We start from the raw sequence: 15,877 nt of genomic DNA on the forward strand, positions 1-15,877 counted from the left end.
CAAGGCCCAAAGCGAGAAAATTGACATGGCTGTGATTTGGGCACGGTAAAGCGCAAGTGATCAGGGACTAGCCGTTTCTTCACGCTGCTAATACTGGTATTCTTACCCTTTTCGTACTGACAAAAAGAGTGACTTTTCATGTCTGAAGTAAAATTTGAAACTGTAGAGCAAAAAGCTAGCTACGGTATCGGTCTACAAATGGGCCAACAACTTGCTGGTTCTGGTCTTGAAGGCCTAAACGTTGACGCAATCGCTGCTGGTATCGCAACAGCTCTAGTTGGCGACATGCCAGCTATCGAAGTTGACGAAATCAACAACGCACTACAAGAGCTACACACTCGTGGTGAAGCTGCACGTCAAGAACTAGCTAAAGCTGCTGCTGCTGACGGCGAAGCTTTCCTAGCTGACAACGCTCTTCGTTCAGAAGTAACGGTTCTTGAGTCTGGTCTTCAGTACGAAGTACTAACTGAAGGTACTGGCGAAATCCCAACTGCAGACAAGCAAGTACGTGTTCACTACCACGGCGAACTAACTGACGGTACTGTTTTCGACAGCTCTGTATCTCGCGGTCAACCTGCTGAATTCCCAGTAACTGGCGTAATTCAAGGTTGGGTACAAGCTCTACAAATGATGCCTGTTGGCTCTAAGTGGAAGCTATACATCCCTCAAGATCTAGCATACGGTGAGCGTGGCGCAGGTGCTGCAATCCCACCATTTGCTGCTCTAGTATTTGAAGTAGAACTTCTAGCAATTCTTTAATTTTTATAAAAACCTTTAGTAAAACAAAATACTATAGGTAAATAAAATTGAAATAATCCAACGGCGATGTGACTACATCGCCGTTTTTCGTTTATAGTGAAAGAGTAAATTACTTTATTACTTAAGGACGAATAATGAAGAAAGTACTCATCACAGTTTTAAGCAGCCTTGCTGTTGTCTCTTGCGCTAGCACTAGCGACTCTGAACAAACCAGTTCATCATCAGATACCAACTATTCCCAACTATCCCAAACTGCACTGATGGCTGCAGTGAATATGTGGTCTCAGCAGAACGAAACAACACCGCTTGTGGATACGGTAGCTGACCAAGCTTCTGTTACCAGCGACCAAGCAGTTGGCGGTATTGGTTCAATGTTAGCCCTTGCACAAAACTCTCTTGGCACAGCCGACAACAAAGAACTCGCGACACTTATTCCGGGTATGTCGAGCCTTGAGTCTACTGGTCTATCATCGCTACTAAGCTCACAAGGTGCCGTTGAAAGTGCGTTTTCTGGATTAGGTATGGATCCATCAATGGTTACAACATTTGCACCCATCATTCTTCAAGCACTGCAGTCACAAGGTGCAACGAGCGGCCTGATGGATTCACTTTCAGCTATATGGCAATAATCGTTAGTTATTAATAGCTAGCTTAAAATCTAATAAGGGCACTTCGGTGCTCTTTTTTGTGCGTGGAAGAAAAGATATTTGAGATACGAGATACGAGATACGAGATACGAGATACGAGATACGAGATACGAGATACGAGATACGAGATACGAGATACGAGATACGAGATACGAGATACGAGATAAAACATCATGGTGCAATTTCTATTATCTTTTCCTTGTTCTACAGACACAAAAAAGCCGAGCTAATGCTCGGCTTTTGTATTAAGAATCTAGTATAGATTACTCAGCAGCTTCTTCAGCAGCTGGGCGGTCTACAAGCTCAATGTAAGCCATTGGAGCTTTATCACCAGTACGGAAACCACATTTAAGAATGCGAGTGTAACCACCTTGGCGAGCCGCGAAACGCGGGCCTAGTTCATTAAATAGTTTTGCCACAACTTCGTTATCACGAGTGCGAGCAAATGCAAGACGACGGTTAGCAACACTGTCTGTCTTAGCTAGGGTAATCAATGGCTCAATTACGCGACGTAGTTCTTTTGCTTTAGGCACGGTAGTTTTAATAACTTCGTGACGAACAAGAGAGCTAGCCATGTTGCTGAACATCGCTTTGCGATGACTGCTGTTGCGGTTGAGTTGACGACCACTTTTACGATGGCGCATGACCTAATCCTTCTAACTTTTCGATTAATCTTCAGCGATTGACGCTGGTGGCCAGTTTTCTAGACGCATGCCTAGAGAAAGACCACGTGAAGCAAGCACATCTTTAATCTCTGTAAGAGATTTCTTACCAAGGTTTGGCGTTTTAAGTAGCTCAACCTCAGTGCGCTGTACAAGATCACCGATGTAGTGAATCGCTTCTGCTTTCAAACAGTTAGCAGAGCGAACTGTTAGTTCAAGATCGTCTACAGGACGTAGTAGGATAGGATCGAATTCTGGCTTCTCTTCCTTCTCCTCAGGTACACGTACATCACGAAGATCTACGAACGCATCCAATTGTTCAGCTAAAATAGTAGCTGCACGACGGATTGCTTCCTCAGGTTCTAGAGTACCGTTCGTTTCCATATCGATAACAAGCTTGTCTAAATCAGTACGTTGTTCTACACGTGCCGCTTCTACAGCGTAAGCGATTTTATCAACCGGGCTGTAAGTAGCGTCAACTAGTAGACGACCGATAGGACGCTCATCTTCTTCAGTATGGATACGAGCTGAAGCTGGAACGTAACCACGACCACGTTCTACTTTGATACGCATAGCGATCTCAGCGTTGTCATCCGTTAGGTGACAAATTACGTGCTCAGGGTTAGCGATCTCTACATCACCATCGTGGGTGATGTCACCTGCAACAACAGGGCCTGAGCCTGATTTGTTCAGTGTAATAAACACTTCATCTTTGCCTTCAGCAACGCGTACAGCCAAACCTTTAAGGTTTAGAAGGATTTCCAGGATATCTTCCTGAACGCCTTCTTTAGTGCTGTATTCGTGTAGCACACCTTCAATTTCAACTTCTGTTACGGCACAACCCGGCATAGAAGATAGAAGAATGCGGCGAAGAGCATTACCTAGAGTGTGGCCGAAACCGCGCTCTAATGGCTCAAGAGTTACTTTCGCGTGTGTCGTATTGATCTGTTCAATGTCAACAAGACGCGGCTTAAGAAATTCTGTTACAGAACCCTGCATTGTGTCCTCTCTTTTTTTAACCTTACTTAGAGTAAAGTTCGACGATCAAGTGTTCATTGATGTCAGCTGATAGGTCAGAACGCTCAGGCATACGCTTGAATGTACCTTCCATTTTGCCAGCATCTACTTCAATCCAAGTTGGCTTTTCACGTTGTTCAGCAACTTCTAGAGCCGCTTTAATACGAGATTGCTGTTTAGCTTTCTCGCGGATAGAAACAACGTCGTTTGCCGCTACTTTGAAAGAAGGAACGTTTACAACTTTACCGTTAACTAGAATAGACTTGTGGCTAACTAGTTGACGAGATTCAGCACGAGTGGCGCCAAAGCCCATACGGTAAACTACGTTATCAAGACGACCTTCAAGAAGCTGAAGCAGGTTTGCACCTGTGTTGCCTTTAAGACGTGCAGCTTCTTTGTAGTAGTTGCGGAATTGTTTTTCTAGAACGCCGTAGATACGACGAACTTTTTGCTTCTCACGAAGCTGAACGCCATACTCAGATAGACGACCGCGACGAGCGCCGTGTACACCTGGTGCGTTATCAATTTTACACTTGGTATCGATCGCACGGACACCCGACTTAAGGAATAAGTCAGTACCTTCGCGACGGCTAAGCTTAAGCTTAGGACCCAAATATCTTGCCATGATCTTTCTCCAATATTCCTAGAAACGAAACTTAAACGCGACGTTTCTTAGGTGGACGACAACCGTTATGAGGGATTGGTGTCGCATCAACAATGTTAGTGATACGGAAACCAGCAGCGTTCAGTGCACGAACAGTAGATTCGCGACCTGGACCTGGACCCTTAACCATAACTTCCAAGTTCTTTAGGCCATATTCTTTAGCCATTTCACCACAACGCTCAGCTGCAACTTGTGCTGCGAACGGAGTAGATTTACGAGAACCACGGAAACCTGAACCACCTGCTGTAGCCCATGCAAGAGCGTTGCCTTGACGGTCAGTGATAGTTACGATTGTGTTGTTGAAAGAAGCATGAATGTGCGCTACGCCATCAGCTACTTGCTTGCGTACGCGCTTACGCGCGCGAGTTGGTTGTTTTGCCATTGTACTCTACCTTATCCGACTATTTCTTGATCGGCTTGCGCGGACCCTTACGGGTGCGAGCGTTGGTTTTAGTACGCTGTCCACGTAGTGGTAGACTGCGACGATGACGAAGACCGCGGTAACAGCCAAGGTCCATAAGACGCTTGATGTTCATCGATACTTCACGACGTAGATCACCTTCTACAGTGTACTTAGCTACACCATCACGCAGTTGATCGATCTGCTCTTCAGTTAGTTCACTGATCTTAGCATCTTCAGCAATACCCACTTCAGCTAGAATAGCTTGAGAGCGAGTTTTACCGATACCGTAGATTGCAGTAAGTGCAATTACAGAATGCTTATGATCAGGAATGTTAATGCCGGCTATACGGGCCATTATTCACTCCTAAGGGGTTCATAAAAGAATTATCCGCAGCAAAGCCCGTTATGGATACGCTGCGGCATACTACTTCTTTTGCACGCAAAAGGTAGGCCGAGGAATATACTCGACTCTACCTTGTATTTCAAGTAAAAATTTCTGCTAATTAGCCTTGGCGTTGCTTATGCTTTGGCTCACTGCAAATCACGCGAACGACACCGTTACGCTTGATAACTTTACAGTTACGGCAGATTTTTTTAACGGAAGCACGAACTTTCATTGCTAAACTCCGTAAATGGAATCGAAATTGTTACCACCGAATTAACGGCCGTAACCCTTCAGATTCGCTTTCTTTAACACAGAATCATACTGTTGTGACATCAGATGAGTCTGTACCTGTGCCATGAAATCCATGATAACTACCACTACGATTAGTAGTGATGTGCCGCCAAAGTAGAAACGAACGTTCCACGCGACCATCATGAACTCAGGAATCAGACATATAAAAGTAATGTATAGAGCGCCCGCAAGGGTTAGTCTAGTCATCACTTTATCGATATATTTCGCTGTCTGCTCACCTGGGCGGATACCGGGTACGAATGCACCAGACTTCTTCAAGTTATCAGCTGTTTCACGTGGGTTAAACACCAACGCTGTATAGAAGAAACAGAAGAAGATTATAGCTGCTGCATAAAGCATTACATACAAAGGTTGACCTGGGCTAAGAGCTAATGACACGTCAGTTAACCAACCGAACGCGCTGCTTTCACCATTTTGACCAAACCACTGCGCTAATGTTCCTGGGAACAAAATAATACTTGATGCGAAAATCGCTGGAATAACACCTGCCATATTAATCTTAAGAGGCAAGTGAGAGCTTTGTGCTGCAAAAACTTTACGACCTTGTTGACGTTTCGCATAGTTAACGACGATACGACGTTGACCACGTTCCATGAAAACTACGAAGTAAATAACAGCAAAAGACAATACAGCAATCAACAGCAGAAGAAGCACATGCAATTCACCTTGACGCGCTTGCTCGATTGTTTGACCGATTGCAGAAGGCAATCCAGCAACAATACCTGCAAAAATCAGAATGGAAATACCATTACCGATTCCTCGCTCAGTGATTTGTTCACCTAACCACATTAAGAACATGGTACCAGTTACTAAACTCACGGTAGCAATAAGCGTAAACATGGTTTGGTTGATAACAACCAGATTGTCGACCATGTTTGGTAAGCCTGTTGCGATACCAATAGCTTGGAATGTTGCAAGTACAAGCGTGCCGTAGCGTGTATATTGGCTTATCTTACGACGGCCTGCTTCACCCTCTTTCTTGAGTTCCGCTAACGCTGGATGAACTACAGTTAGCAATTGGACTACGATCGATGCCGAAATGTACGGCATGATACCCAATGCTAATATAGATGCACGCTCAAGAGCACCACCGGAGAACATGTTAAACATTTCTACGATGGTACCTTTTTGCTGATCGAACAAATCGGCAAGTACAGCTGCGTCAATACCAGGGATCGGCACAAAAGAGCCGGCTCGGAATACTAAAAGTGCACCAATTACGAATAATAAGCGCGACTTTAGTTCACTTAAGCCGCTCTGAGCACTACGAAAATCTTGTCCTGGTTTCTTAGCCATCTGTACCTCGTTCCTCGAGATTATTCCTCGATTTTACCGCCTGCAGCTTCGATTGCAGCTTTAGCGCCTTTAGTCACGCGTAGACCTTTAACAGTCACAGCTTTGCTTAGGTCACCAGAAAGAACGATCTTAACAAACTCGATGTTCTTAGTGATAACGTTAGCAGCTTTAAGGCTGTTAAGATCAACTACGTCACCTGTTACTTTCGCTAGCTCAGCTAGACGAACTTCAGCAGACACTAGGCTCTTACGAGAAGTGAAACCGAATTTAGGTAGACGTTGTTTTAGAGGCATTTGACCGCCTTCAAAACCTGGACGAACAGAGCCGCCAGAACGTGACTTTTGACCTTTGTGACCGCGGCCACCTGTTTTACCAAGGCCAGAACCGATACCACGACCTACACGCTTCTTAGAAGGTTTAGAGCCAGCAGCCGGTGATAGAGTATTCAAACGCATTCTGATTACTCCTCAATCTTAACCATGTAGTAAACCTTGTTGATCATACCGCGTACGCACGGTGTATCTTCAAGTTCTACTGTATGGTTGATGCGACGAAGACCTAGACCTTTAAGACACGCTTTGTGCTTAGGTAGGCGACCAATTGAGCTTTTAGTTTGAGTTACTTTAATAGTTGCCATCGTGTGCTTACTCCGAAATAGATTCAACAGTTAGACCACGTTTAGCAGCAACCATTTCTGGTGACTTAACGTCTACTAGAGCACCAATCGTTGCACGAACGATGTTGATCGGGTTCGTTGAACCGTATGCTTTAGAAAGTACGTTATGTACGCCCGCAACTTCAAGTACAGCACGCATTGCACCGCCGGCAATAACACCTGTACCTTCTGCAGCTGGCTGCATGTAAACTTTAGAGCCCGAATGACGACCTTTCACCGGGTGGTGAAGAGTGCCTTCGTTAAGCGATACTGTAACCATGTTACGGCGCGCTTTTTCCATTGCTTTTTGAATCGCAGCAGGTACTTCACGAGCTTTGCCGTAACCGAAACCTACGCGACCGTTACCGTCACCAACTACTGTTAGTGCAGTAAAGCTCATGATTCGACCACCTTTAACCGTCTTAGATACACGGTTAACTGCGATCAGCTTTTCTTGCAAATCATTAGCTTGTTGTTGTTCTTTAGCCATCTTCCAACCCTACCTTAGAATTTCAGACCAGCTTCGCGAGCAGATTCTGCTAGCGCCGCTACTCGACCGTGGTATTGGAAACCAGAACGATCAAATGCAACTGAAGCTACGCCTTTTTCAAGAGCGCGCTCAGCAACAGCTTTACCAACTGCTTTAGCTGCATCAACGTTACCAGTGTTCTTAACTTGCTCACGGATCGCTTTTTCTACAGTAGAAGCAGCTGCGATAACCTCAGAGCCGTTTGCCGCGATAACTTGTGCGTAAACATGGCGAGGAGTACGGTGTACTACCAGGCGAGTTGCACCAAGTTCTGCAATCTTACGACGTGCACGTGTAGCACGACGGATGCGAGATGCTTTCTTATCCATAGTGATACCTTACTTCTTCTTAGCTTCTTTAGTACGCACATTTTCATCTGCGTAACGAACACCTTTGCCTTTGTAAGGCTCAGGAGCACGGTAAGAACGAATGTCAGCCGCAACTTGACCTACTACTTGCTTATCGCAACCAGTAATGATGATCTCAGTTTGGCTAGGGCACTCAGCTTTAATACCTTCAGGTAGAGCGTGCTCTACTGGGTGAGAAAAACCAAGAGTTAGAGCTACAGAGTTGCCTTTCATAGCAGCACGGTAACCAACACCCTTAAGAGTTAGCTTCTTAGTGAAGCCCTCAGTAACACCCACAACCATGTTATTAACTAGAGCGCGAGCTGTACCAGCTTGTGCCCATGCGTTAGTAACACCTTCTTTCGGACCGAAAGTTAGGTTGGTTTCTTCCTGTGCAATAACTACGGCGCTGTTAAGAACGCGAGTAAGCTCACCTTTGCTACCTTTTACAGTAACTTCTTGGCCGTTTAGTTTCACCTCTACGCCAGCTGGAATAGCGACAGGTGCTTTAGCAACACGAGACATAATCTACTCCTTAAGCTACGTAACAGATGATTTCACCGCCAAGACCTGCTTTACGAGCAGCACGGTCAGACATCAGACCCTTGGAAGTAGAAACAACTGCAATACCAAGACCACCCATCACTGTAGGTAAAGAGTCTTTATTTTTATAAACTCTTAGACCAGGACGTGATACACGCTTGATTTGCTCGATTACAGGTTTAGCTTGGAAGTACTTAAGAGTAACTTCTAGCTCAGGTTTTGCTTCGCTGTTAACAGCGAAGTCTACGATGTAACCTTCAGCTTTAAGTAATGCAGCAATTGCAACTTTAAGCTTTGAAGAAGGCATTTTTACAGCAACTTTGTTTGCTGCCTGACCGTTACGAACTCGGGTCAGCATATCCGAAATCGGATCTTGCATGCTCATAAGATTTACTCCAAATGATTAAGTGGCAATTACCAGCTAGCCTTACGAAGACCCGGAATCTCGCCTTTCATGCAAGCTTCACGAACCTTAATGCGGCTTAGACCGAATTTACGTAGGTAACCGTGTGGACGACCAGTTTGGTTGCAACGGTTGCGCTGACGTGATGCACTTGAATCACGTGGAAGAGATTGCAGTTTAAGAACCGCATTCCAACGATCTTCTTCAGATGCGTTTACATCGCTAATGATAACTTTTAGCGCAGAACGCTTTTCAGCGAACTTAGCTACTAGTTTTGCACGTTTAGCTTCACGTGCTTTCATTGATTGTTTAGCCATAACAGTAACCCTACCCTTACTTACGGAATGGGAAGTTAAAGGCAGCCAGCAGAGCTCGGCCTTCCTCATCGGAACCCGCAGAAGTCGTGATAGTGATATCAAGACCGCGGACACGATCGACTTTATCGTAGTCGATTTCCGGAAAGATGATTTGCTCGCGAACGCCCATGCTGTAGTTACCGCGACCGTCAAAAGACTTAGCGCTAACACCACGGAAATCACGTACACGTGGAAGTGCGATAGAGATTAAACGCTCTAAAAATTCCCACATGCGCTCACCACGCAAGGTTACTTTACAACCAATTGGGTAGCCTTCACGAATTTTGAAACCAGCTACAGATTTACGCGCTTTAGTGATAAGTGGCTTTTGACCAGAGATCGTTGCCATATCAGCTGCTGCGTTTTCTAGCAGTTTCTTATCGTTGATTGCTTCACCAACGCCCATATTTAGGGTGATTTTCTCAATCCTAGGGACTTGCATGACGCTTGTGTAGCTGAACTCTTTGGTAAGCTCAGCGACTACAGACGACTTGTAGTAATCATGCAGTTTCGCCATAGTAGAACTCCAAATTACTTCTAATTAGTTAGAAACAGTTTCGCCGTTAGATTTGAAGAAACGAACTTTCTTGCCATCTTCGATACGGAAACCGATACGGTCTGCTTTACCAGTAGCCGCGTTAAAAACAGCAACGTTAGAAGCATCAATAGCTGCTTCTTGTTCAACGATGCCACCTTGTTGACCTAGAGCCGGAACCGGCTTTTGGTGTTTCTTAACAAGGTTGATGCCTTCAACGATAACTTTACCAGTTGTCAGAACCTTAGTTACTTTACCTTTCTTGCCTTTATCTTTACCAGCAAGAATGATTACTTCGTCATTACGACGGATTTTAGCTGCCATATTGCCGCTCCTTACAGAACTTCAGGTGCTAGTGATACAATCTTCATGAATTTCGCGTTACGAAGTTCACGAGTCACAGGACCAAAGATACGTGTGCCGACTGGTTGCTCAGTAGTGTCATTTAACAATACACAAGCATTACTGTCGAAGCGAATGACAGAACCGTCTGGGCGACGAACGCCTTTACGGGTGCGCACTACTACCGCCTTCAGAACATCACCTTTCTTTACTTTACCGCGAGGAATCGCTTCCTTCACTGTAACCTTGATGACGTCACCGATATGTGCATAACGGCGGTGAGAGCCACCCAGAACCTTAATACACATTACCTTGCGCGCGCCAGAGTTATCTGCTGCGTCAAGTGTACTTTGCATCTGGATCATTGTTAGTGCTCCGCTAAATATTAAAACTAGACCCTCTCGGGTCGGGCTGCCTCTTTAAAAGGGACGCGAATTGTACCACCCTTTTTTTAAATTGGGTAGACAAAAAACAAGCGGCTCCAAAAAATTATTTGGAGCCGCTTATAAGTTATAGAATTACAAAGATTAAATCTTCGCTTTTTCTAGAACTTTAACCAATGTCCAAGACTTAGTCTTAGACAGAGGACGACACTCAGCGATTTCAACTTTGTCGCCTAGGCCACAAGTGTTGTCTTCGTCGTGTGCGTGTACTTTAGTCGTGCGTTTGATGAACTTACCGTAAATTGGGTGTTTTACAGTGCGCTCAATAGCAACAACGATAGATTTGTCCATCTTGTCACTTACTACACGGCCTTGCTGGATGCGGTTAGTTTCGCTCATTATGCGCCTGCCTTTTCAGTCAAAACAGTTTTCACACGTGCGATGTCACGGCGTACAGCTTTTAGAGTATGAGTTTGCTGTAGTTGACCAGTTGCAGCTTGCATGCGCAAGTTGAACTGTTCACGTAGCAAATTCAATAGCTCAGCGTTAAGCTCTTCAACGTTCTTTTCGCGTAGATCTTGTGCTTTCATCACATCACCTGCTTAGTTACAAAAGTAGTTTTAACAGGCAGTTTACGTGCCGCTAGGCGGAACGCTTCACGTGCCAACTCTTCAGGTACGCCATTCATCTCGTACATAACTTTGCCTGGTTGGATTTGAGCAACCCAGTACGCAACTGAACCTTTACCTTTACCTTGACGAACTTCAAGAGGCTTTTCAGTAATCGGCTTGTCTGGGAATACACGGATCCAGATTTGACCTTGACGCTTAATGTGACGTGTCATAGCACGACGTGCCGCTTCGATTTGACGTGCAGTCAGACGACCACGGCCAACAGCTTTAAGACCGAATTCGCCGAAGCTTACTTCAGTACCTTTAGCTAGACCACGGTTACGACCAGTCATAACCTTGCGGAACTTAGTACGTTTTGGTTGTAGCATCGTTCGACTCCTTACTTACGGCCTTTACGCTGCTTCTTAGGCTTATCGCCTTTTGGCTCTACTGCGTTAGCAGCTGGCATACCGCCTAGAATCTCACCTTTGAAGATCCAAACTTTAATGCCGATCACACCGTATTGAGTGTGAGCCGAAGAAGTTGCGTAATCAATGTCTGCACGTAGAGTGTGTAGAGGCACACGGCCTTCACGGTACCACTCAGAACGTGCGATTTCAGCACCGCCAAGACGGCCGCCTACTTGTACTTTGATGCCTTTAGCGCCTAGACGCATAGCATTTTGTACCGCACGCTTCATTGCACGACGGAACATAACACGACGCTCTAGTTGAGACGCGATGCTATCAGCTACAAGCTGACCATCTAGCTCAGGCTTACGTACTTCAGCGATGTTAATTTGCGCTGGTACACCTGCGATTTTAGCTACAGCTGCGCGTAGCTTCTCTACGTCTTCACCTTTCTTACCGATAACAACGCCAGGACGAGCAGTGTGAATAGTCACACGGATGCTCTTAGCTGGACGCTCGATAACGATACGAGATAATGATGCTTTTTGTAGTTCCTTTGTAAGGAACTGACGTACCTTGAAGTCGCCGTCTAGGTTGTCAGCGAATTCGTTGGTATTAGCAAACCATGTAGCATTCCAAGGCTTAACGATGCCAAGACGAATACCATTAGGATGTACTTTCTGACCCATTGCTTACTCTCCTAGTCTTTAGCGATCTGCTACAACAATAGTGATGTGGCTTGAACGCTTCAAGATACGATCCGCACGACCTTTAGCACGAGGCATAATACGCTTCATGATAGGGCCCTCATCTACGAAGATTTTAGCGACATTTAGATCGTCGATATCTGCACCTTCGTTATGTTCCGCGTTAGCGATAGCTGACTCAAGAACCTTCTTAACTAATACAGCAGCTTTTTTGTTGCTGAAAGTTAGAATTTCTAGAGCTTGGTCTACCGACTTACCGCGAATTTGGTCTGCAACTAAGCGAGCTTTCTGTGGAGAAATACGAGCAAAGTTATGTTTAGCTAAAGCTTCCATCATCTACTCCTTATTTCTTCTTAGCTTTCTTATCTGCAGCATGACCGCGATAAGTACGAGTTGGTGCAAATTCGCCCAGTTTGTGACCGATCATTTCTTCGGTAACGAAAACTGGAACGTGCTGACGACCATTATGGACAGCGATGGTCAAACCAATCATTGTTGGGATGATCATTGAGCGACGGGACCAAGTCTTAATAGGCTTTTTGTCTCCGCTTTCCACCGCTTTCTCTACCTTCTTCAGCAAGTGTAGGTCAATAAAAGGACCTTTCTTGAGAGAACGTGGCATGGCGATTCCTCTTTATAAATTATTTAGTGCGACGACGTACGATGTACTTGTCAGTGCGCTTGTTCTTACGAGTCTTGAAGCCCTTAGTAGGAACGCCCCAAGGAGAAACTGGGTGACGACCACCAGATGTGCGGCCTTCACCACCACCATGTGGGTGATCCACCGGGTTCATTACTACACCACGTACGGTTGGACGTACGCCGCGCCAGCGTGAAGCACCAGCTTTACCAAGTTCACGTAGCATATGCTCAGAGTTACCAACTTCACCGATCGTTGCACGACCTTCAGAAAGAACTTTGCGCATCTCACCAGAACGTAGACGGATAGTTACGTATGCACCATCGCGAGCGATGATTTGAGCATAAGCACCAGCCGAACGAGCTAGTTGAGCACCTTTACCAGGCTTAAGTTCAACACAGTGTACAGTAGAACCTACTGGGATGTTGCGCATCGGCAGAGTGTTACCTGCTTTGATTGCAGCATCTACGCCAGATTGAATCTGGTCGCCTGCGTTAACACCTTTAGGTGCAATGATGTAACGACGCTCACCGTCTGCGTACAGAACTAGAGCGATGTTAGCACTACGGTTTGGATCGTATTCTAGACGCTCAACTTTCGCTGGGATGCCATCTTTAGTACGTTTGAAGTCAATTACACGGTAATGGTGCTTATGACCACCACCGATGTGACGTACTGTAATACGACCGTTGTTGTTACGACCACCGTTCTTAGAGTTTTTCTCTAGAAGTGGTGCGTATGGCTTACCCTTGTGTAGGTCAGCGTTAACAACTTTAACGACGTGACGACGACCAGGGGAAGTCGGCTTACATTTAACAATAGCCATTTTTACTACTCCTGTTATTCCGCGCCGCCAACGAAGTCAAGATCTTGACCTTCTTTCAAAGTAACGTAGGCTTTCTTAACGTCTGAACGACGGCCTTCACGCATACCTTGACGTTTGGTCTTACCCTTTAATACAAGAGTATTTACAGACTTAACTTCAACTTCAAATAGCTTTTCTACAGCTGCTTTGATCTCTTTCTTAGTTGCATCTTTAGCTACTTTGAAAACGATAGTGTTCGCTTTCTCAGCTGCCATAGTTGCTTTTTCAGAGATGTGCGGAGCACGTAGAACTTTTAAGATACGCTCTTCAGTGATCATGCTAGCATCTCCTCAACTTGCTTAACTGCGTCAGCAGTCATTAGAACCTTGTCGAAAGCGATTAGTGATACTGGATCAACACCAGCAACATCACGTGCATCTACTTTGTATAGGTTACGAGCAGCTAAGAATAGATTTTCATCTACTTCGCCAGTCACAATCAGAACGTCGCTTAGCTCAAGCTCTTTAAGCTTAGCTACAAGTTCTTTTGTTTTTGGTGCTTCTACAGAGAAGTTATCAACAACGATTAAACGCTCTTGACGAACTAGCTCAGAAAGAATGCTCTTCATAGCACCGCGGTACATTTTTTTGTTTACTTTTTGGCTGTGATCTTGTGGTTTCGCAGCAAAAGTAACACCACCTGTACGCCAGATTGGGCTACGAATTGTACCAGCACGTGCGCGGCCAGTACCTTTTTGACGCCATGGCTTAGCGCCACCGCCAGATACTTCAGAACGAGTCTTTTGAGCACGAGTACCTTGACGAGCACCTGCTGCATATGCAACAACTACTTGGTGTACAAGAGCTTCGTTGAAGTCACGTCCGAAAGTAGTCTCGGAAACAGTTAGTGCATCAGCACCTTTAACCATCAATTCCATTACTTACTCCTAGACGTTATGCTTTAACAGCAGGTTTTACGATCACGTTTCCGCCTGTTGAGCCCGGTACTGCACCTTTAATAAGGAGTAGATTGCGCTCAGCGTCAACACGTACGATCTCTAGGTTTTGAGTCGTTACACGCTCAGCACCCATGTGACCTGCCATTTTCTTGCCTTTAAACACGCGGCCTGGAGTTTGACATTGGCCAATTGAACCCGGTGCGCGGTGAGACAAAGAGTTACCGTGAGTCATATCTTGAGTAGAGAAGTTCCAACGCTTGATAGCGCCTTGGAAGCCTTTACCTTTAGATGTACCAGTAACGTCTACTTTTTTAATTTCGTTGAAAAGTTCTACGTTTAGCTCAGCGCCAACTTCAAACTCTTCGCCGTTTTCTAAACGGAATTCCCAAAGACCGCGACCTGCTTCTACACCCGCTTTCGCGAAGTGACCAGCTTCAGGTTTAGTTACACGGTTAGCTTTCTTAGCACCAGTAGTTACTTGGATTGCTGCGTAGCCGTCTGTCTCAAGAGTTTTAACTTGAGAAATACGGTTCGCTTCAACCTCAACAACAGTTACTGGGATAGAAACGCCTTCTTCAGTAAATACGCGGGTCATACCCACTTTACGTCCGACTAGACCAATCATTATTCTTATCTCCCTTAACCTAGGCTGATTTGAACATCAACGCCAGCTGCAAGATCAAGACGCATTAGAGCATCAACAGTTTTATCTGTTGGCTCAACGATGTCGATCAAACGCTTGTGAGTACGGATTTCGTACTGATCACGTGCATCTTTGTTGACGTGTGGAGAGGTAAGAACAGTGAAACGCTCTTTACGAGTAGGAAGTGGAATAGGACCACGAACCTGTGCGCCAGTACGTTTTGCTGTTTCAACGATTTCCGCAGTTGAAGCATCGATTAGCTTGTAATCAAACGCTTTAAGGCGGATACGAATACGTTGGTTCTGCATGAGACAGAGCTCCAATTATTAAAAATTACACAAACAATATCGCCACTCAAACCCGATAAAACGAGAGAATGCCGATTGATTTATGTGAAACCGTAGCATCCAAAATCAGGACGCATTGTCAGTTAACTTTTGAAGCAAACAAGAAGTTTACTATTTTTATTAACCGCGAACATAAGCTGAGTATACATTACTAGGTAAGACCTACTCCTCAGTGCTCATTGGTTCACAACCAGCGTTAGCCAGTGCGATGCATTATACAGATCACACTTTAAGTTGCAAGTGGTGTTTGAAAAATAATCGGAATTTATTGGAAGTTGGTTTTGTATCGAGAGGGAAGAAGATAGATGGAAGGTAATATTTCTTTTGAGAAAACAAAAGGGAAGCCGAAGCTCCCCTTTTCAGATGCGTGCTCTTCTAATGAAGAGAGTGCAAAAATCTAAATGCTATTAAGCGAAGATTTTAGCTACAACACCAGCACCAACTGTACGGCCACCTTCGCGGATTGCGAAACGTAGACCTTCGTCCATTGCGATTGGAGCGATTAGCTCAACAGTCAT

At 45.2% G+C, this 15,877-nt stretch carries 30 protein-coding genes and 1 pseudogene; 2 read left to right on the forward strand and 29 right to left on the reverse strand.

Translation table 11 applies throughout. The features are described from left to right. Positions 1-138: 138 nt before the first annotated feature. The gene (locus F0229_RS16110) at positions 139-759 is read left to right on the forward strand and encodes an FKBP-type peptidyl-prolyl cis-trans isomerase (protein WP_008220519.1); all 621 of its coding nucleotides are present in this window, start codon (positions 139-141) and stop codon (positions 757-759) included. A 134-nt stretch (positions 760-893) separates the two neighbouring features. Further along, positions 894-1,388 (forward strand): DUF2780 domain-containing protein, encoded by a 495-nt coding sequence (locus F0229_RS16115; RefSeq protein WP_017058875.1) that lies wholly within the window; start codon positions 894-896, stop codon positions 1,386-1,388. A 281-nt stretch (positions 1,389-1,669) separates the two neighbouring features. Here F0229_RS16115 and rplQ read toward each other — a convergent pair whose 3' ends face one another. The 29 genes and pseudogenes from rplQ to F0229_RS16260 form a co-directional block, all read right to left on the reverse strand. Then, positions 1,670-2,050 carry a 50S ribosomal protein L17 gene (gene rplQ, locus F0229_RS16120; protein WP_004729812.1) on the reverse strand — a complete coding sequence of 127 codons (381 nt, stop codon included), beginning with the start codon at positions 2,048-2,050 and terminating at the stop codon, positions 1,670-1,672. Between the two features lie 24 nt (positions 2,051-2,074). Beyond that, positions 2,075-3,067 (reverse strand): DNA-directed RNA polymerase subunit alpha, encoded by a 993-nt coding sequence (rpoA, locus tag F0229_RS16125; RefSeq protein ID WP_004729813.1) that lies wholly within the window; start codon positions 3,065-3,067, stop codon positions 2,075-2,077. A 22-nt stretch (positions 3,068-3,089) separates the two neighbouring features. Further along, positions 3,090-3,710 carry a 30S ribosomal protein S4 gene (gene rpsD / locus F0229_RS16130; RefSeq protein WP_004738777.1) on the reverse strand — a complete coding sequence of 207 codons (621 nt, stop codon included), beginning with the start codon at positions 3,708-3,710 and terminating at the stop codon, positions 3,090-3,092. Between the two features lie 31 nt (positions 3,711-3,741). Next, positions 3,742-4,131, reverse strand: coding sequence for a 30S ribosomal protein S11 (gene rpsK, locus F0229_RS16135; RefSeq protein ID WP_004738778.1), 390 nt, complete (start codon positions 4,129-4,131; stop codon positions 3,742-3,744). Between the two features lie 19 nt (positions 4,132-4,150). Then, a complete protein-coding gene (gene rpsM / locus F0229_RS16140; protein WP_004738779.1) occupies positions 4,151-4,507 on the reverse strand; it encodes a 30S ribosomal protein S13 in 357 nt (118 codons plus the stop codon). 148 nt (positions 4,508-4,655) lie between these two features. Beyond that, complete coding sequence (gene rpmJ / locus F0229_RS16145) at positions 4,656-4,769, reverse strand: 50S ribosomal protein L36 (protein ID WP_000868186.1); 114 nt, start codon at positions 4,767-4,769, stop codon at positions 4,656-4,658. Between the two features lie 41 nt (positions 4,770-4,810). Continuing rightward, positions 4,811-6,145 (reverse strand): preprotein translocase subunit SecY, encoded by a 1,335-nt coding sequence (secY, locus tag F0229_RS16150; RefSeq protein ID WP_004738781.1) that lies wholly within the window; start codon positions 6,143-6,145, stop codon positions 4,811-4,813. A 20-nt stretch (positions 6,146-6,165) separates the two neighbouring features. Next, a complete protein-coding gene (rplO, locus tag F0229_RS16155; RefSeq protein ID WP_004736758.1) occupies positions 6,166-6,600 on the reverse strand; it encodes a 50S ribosomal protein L15 in 435 nt (144 codons plus the stop codon). A 5-nt stretch (positions 6,601-6,605) separates the two neighbouring features. Next, a complete protein-coding gene (gene rpmD, locus F0229_RS16160; RefSeq protein WP_004736756.1) occupies positions 6,606-6,782 on the reverse strand; it encodes a 50S ribosomal protein L30 in 177 nt (58 codons plus the stop codon). Between the two features lie 7 nt (positions 6,783-6,789). Next, positions 6,790-7,290, reverse strand: coding sequence for a 30S ribosomal protein S5 (gene rpsE / locus F0229_RS16165; protein ID WP_017061307.1), 501 nt, complete (start codon positions 7,288-7,290; stop codon positions 6,790-6,792). 14 nt (positions 7,291-7,304) lie between these two features. Then, positions 7,305-7,658, reverse strand: coding sequence for a 50S ribosomal protein L18 (gene rplR, locus F0229_RS16170; protein WP_004738784.1), 354 nt, complete (start codon positions 7,656-7,658; stop codon positions 7,305-7,307). 9 nt (positions 7,659-7,667) lie between these two features. Beyond that, positions 7,668-8,201 carry a 50S ribosomal protein L6 gene (gene rplF / locus F0229_RS16175; protein WP_017063712.1) on the reverse strand — a complete coding sequence of 178 codons (534 nt, stop codon included), beginning with the start codon at positions 8,199-8,201 and terminating at the stop codon, positions 7,668-7,670. A 10-nt stretch (positions 8,202-8,211) separates the two neighbouring features. Beyond that, a complete protein-coding gene (rpsH, locus tag F0229_RS16180; protein ID WP_017061309.1) occupies positions 8,212-8,604 on the reverse strand; it encodes a 30S ribosomal protein S8 in 393 nt (130 codons plus the stop codon). 29 nt (positions 8,605-8,633) lie between these two features. Next, complete coding sequence (gene rpsN, locus F0229_RS16185) at positions 8,634-8,939, reverse strand: 30S ribosomal protein S14 (protein ID WP_004738789.1); 306 nt, start codon at positions 8,937-8,939, stop codon at positions 8,634-8,636. Between the two features lie 16 nt (positions 8,940-8,955). Beyond that, on the reverse strand, positions 8,956-9,495 hold the full coding sequence (rplE, locus tag F0229_RS16190) for a 50S ribosomal protein L5 (protein ID WP_004738790.1): 540 nt from the start codon (positions 9,493-9,495) through the stop codon (positions 8,956-8,958). Between the two features lie 24 nt (positions 9,496-9,519). Then, complete coding sequence (gene rplX, locus F0229_RS16195; protein ID WP_004738792.1) at positions 9,520-9,837, reverse strand: 50S ribosomal protein L24; 318 nt, start codon at positions 9,835-9,837, stop codon at positions 9,520-9,522. Between the two features lie 11 nt (positions 9,838-9,848). Then, positions 9,849-10,220 carry a 50S ribosomal protein L14 gene (gene rplN, locus F0229_RS16200; RefSeq protein ID WP_004736740.1) on the reverse strand — a complete coding sequence of 124 codons (372 nt, stop codon included), beginning with the start codon at positions 10,218-10,220 and terminating at the stop codon, positions 9,849-9,851. 162 nt (positions 10,221-10,382) lie between these two features. Continuing rightward, positions 10,383-10,637, reverse strand: coding sequence for a 30S ribosomal protein S17 (gene rpsQ, locus F0229_RS16205; RefSeq protein ID WP_004736739.1), 255 nt, complete (start codon positions 10,635-10,637; stop codon positions 10,383-10,385). After that, positions 10,637-10,828 carry a 50S ribosomal protein L29 gene (gene rpmC / locus F0229_RS16210; RefSeq protein ID WP_004736737.1) on the reverse strand — a complete coding sequence of 64 codons (192 nt, stop codon included), beginning with the start codon at positions 10,826-10,828 and terminating at the stop codon, positions 10,637-10,639. The genes rpsQ and rpmC overlap by 1 nt, the downstream gene beginning before the upstream one ends. After that, positions 10,828-11,238 (reverse strand): 50S ribosomal protein L16, encoded by a 411-nt coding sequence (gene rplP, locus F0229_RS16215; RefSeq protein WP_004736736.1) that lies wholly within the window; start codon positions 11,236-11,238, stop codon positions 10,828-10,830. Before rplP ends, rpmC begins: the two co-directional genes overlap by 1 nt. A gap of 11 nt (positions 11,239-11,249) precedes the next feature. Continuing rightward, positions 11,250-11,948, reverse strand: coding sequence for a 30S ribosomal protein S3 (rpsC, locus tag F0229_RS16220; RefSeq protein WP_004736734.1), 699 nt, complete (start codon positions 11,946-11,948; stop codon positions 11,250-11,252). A gap of 18 nt (positions 11,949-11,966) precedes the next feature. Next, complete coding sequence (gene rplV, locus F0229_RS16225) at positions 11,967-12,299, reverse strand: 50S ribosomal protein L22 (protein WP_004736732.1); 333 nt, start codon at positions 12,297-12,299, stop codon at positions 11,967-11,969. Between the two features lie 10 nt (positions 12,300-12,309). Then, entirely contained in the window at positions 12,310-12,588 is a 279-nt protein-coding gene (rpsS, locus tag F0229_RS16230) for a 30S ribosomal protein S19 (RefSeq protein WP_004736729.1), read from the reverse strand. 19 nt (positions 12,589-12,607) lie between these two features. Next, positions 12,608-13,432, reverse strand: coding sequence for a 50S ribosomal protein L2 (gene rplB / locus F0229_RS16235; protein ID WP_010435149.1), 825 nt, complete (start codon positions 13,430-13,432; stop codon positions 12,608-12,610). A gap of 14 nt (positions 13,433-13,446) precedes the next feature. Continuing rightward, entirely contained in the window at positions 13,447-13,749 is a 303-nt protein-coding gene (rplW, locus tag F0229_RS16240; RefSeq protein ID WP_004736765.1) for a 50S ribosomal protein L23, read from the reverse strand. Next, positions 13,746-14,348, reverse strand: coding sequence for a 50S ribosomal protein L4 (rplD, locus tag F0229_RS16245; RefSeq protein ID WP_004738803.1), 603 nt, complete (start codon positions 14,346-14,348; stop codon positions 13,746-13,748). Before rplD ends, rplW begins: the two co-directional genes overlap by 4 nt. A gap of 16 nt (positions 14,349-14,364) precedes the next feature. After that, the gene (rplC, locus tag F0229_RS16250; RefSeq protein ID WP_004736763.1) at positions 14,365-14,994 is read right to left on the reverse strand and encodes a 50S ribosomal protein L3; all 630 of its coding nucleotides are present in this window, start codon (positions 14,992-14,994) and stop codon (positions 14,365-14,367) included. Between the two features lie 14 nt (positions 14,995-15,008). Continuing rightward, positions 15,009-15,320: a 30S ribosomal protein S10 gene (rpsJ, locus tag F0229_RS16255; RefSeq protein WP_004736761.1), complete on the reverse strand. Its 312-nt coding sequence runs from the start codon at positions 15,318-15,320 to the stop codon at positions 15,009-15,011. A gap of 446 nt (positions 15,321-15,766) precedes the next feature. Further along, positions 15,767-15,877: pseudogene (locus F0229_RS16260) on the reverse strand (elongation factor Tu); the annotation flags it as partial.

The organism is Vibrio sp. AIC-3 (assembly GCF_013114515.1).
GTDB lineage: Bacteria > Pseudomonadota > Gammaproteobacteria > Enterobacterales > Vibrionaceae > Vibrio > Vibrio crassostreae_C.